Origin of the sequence: Halomonas sp. DQ26W (genome assembly GCF_003339685.1) — a bacterium.
GTDB lineage: Bacteria > Pseudomonadota > Gammaproteobacteria > Pseudomonadales > Halomonadaceae > Halomonas.
The window spans coordinates 1-1,557 of record NZ_QPKI01000065.1 but is presented as its reverse complement, the minus strand read 5'-3'; the positions used below and the strand labels follow the sequence as shown (position 1 = coordinate 1,557).

At 66.5% G+C, this 1,557-nt stretch carries 2 protein-coding genes; both read right to left on the bottom strand.

Annotation, left to right across the window (positions count from 1 at the left end; all coding sequences use genetic code 11):
• A partial coding sequence (locus tag DU490_RS16905) for a TRAP transporter small permease subunit (protein ID WP_147270486.1) occupies window positions 1–394 on the bottom strand: 394 nt, incomplete at its 3' end.
• Between the two features lie 110 nt (window positions 395–504).
• Window positions 505–1,557: TRAP transporter substrate-binding protein (locus tag DU490_RS16900; protein ID WP_220270532.1), on the bottom strand; the 1,053-nt coding region annotated here is incomplete at its 5' end.

Sequence of the window (1,557 nt, the reverse complement as noted above, 5' to 3'; positions counted from 1 at the left end):
GGCCGTCGATCATGAAATAGAGGATCGGCAATACCAGCAGGGCAATGCCGAGCAGCTCGACCCAGGCCTGGAAGCGCAGCGAGAACCGCTCGCGCAGCACATCGACGCGCACATGGTCATCGGTGACCACGGCATAGGCCAGGGTAAGGATCATGGTGGCGCCGAACAGGTGCCAGGACATCTCCTCCAGGGCGATGGAGCCACGGCCGAGGATGAAGCGGCTGAAGACATTGGTCAGCACGACGGCCAGGGTGGCGATCCACAGCCAGGAGAGCGTCTTGCCGATTACCGCGATGGCGGTGTCGAGGGCATGGCTCAGCCGGTTGGTGGGCAGCGCCTCTTCAGGGGCGCCCCCGCGCGGCGGGGCGCCGGACGTGGAATCGTGAGTGCTCATGGATGACTCCGTGGCTAGTCAAAGCAAGCCAGGCAGGGAAAGACAGGGTAAGGAGGCCGGCCGCCGCCCGATGGCGGCGGCCGGCAAGCCGCTGGGAGATGCCGGGCAGCTTACTGCTGGCCGATCTCTTCCGGCGCATAGTAGGAGCGCGGCAGGTGGCCCTTGACGTGCCAGTTGCCGTGGACCTTCATGAACGCCTGCTGGCTCTCCAGGACGCGACCGAACATCTCGTCCTCGGCGGCGATCTCGGCCTGGACCTCGTTGGTCACGCGGCGCAGCTCACCAAGGATTTCGTCCGACAGCACCTGGGCGTTGACGCCTTCCTCTTCAAAGTCGCGCAGCGCCTTGGGGTTTTCCATCTCGCTCTCGGAGTAGCCGTAGAGAGTGGCGGCACGGCAGCCCATGTCGATGGTGGCGCGGGTTTGCGGCTCCAGCGCGTCCCAGCTGTCCTTGTTGATCAGCAGGTGGGCGGTGGTGAAGGTCTGGTGCCAGCCCGGCAGCACGTAGTTCTGGACGATTTCCTGCATGCCCAGGATACGATCCACCGCCGGGGCGGAGAACTCCATGGCGTCGATGGTGCCGCGCTCCATGGCCTGGTAGAGCTCGCCGCCGGGGATCATGGTGACCGAGGCGCCCAGGCGCTCCATTACGCGGCCGCCGATACCGGCGAAGCGGATGCGCAGGCCATCGATCTGGGCGAGATCCTCGAGCGGCTCGGCGAACCAGCCGGCGGCTTCAGGGCCGATCATGCTGCACAGCAGTGGCTGGACGTTGAAGTCCTCGTAGATCTCCTCGAGTAGCTCGGCGCCGCCGCCGAAGTAGTGCCAGGCCAGGTAGGCGGGCGGCTCCATGCCGAAGGGAGCGCCGGCGAACAGCGGCAGTGACGGGATGCTGCCCTGGTCGTAGCCGACCCAGGTGAAGCCGGCCGGATAGCGGCCTTCGGAGACGGCATCGAGGATCTCGAAGGGCGGGATCAGTTCGCCCGGCTCGTAGTAGCGCAGGTTGATATTGCCGCCGGACACCTCGTCCAGCGTCTCGCTGAGATAGCGCACGGGGGTGCTCAAGCCGACCAGGTGGGACGGGAAGGCGATGGGCACCTGCCAGCGGACGCTCTCCTGGGCGTTGGCGGTGCTTGCCAGGGTGGCACTTGCCAGCACAGCGGC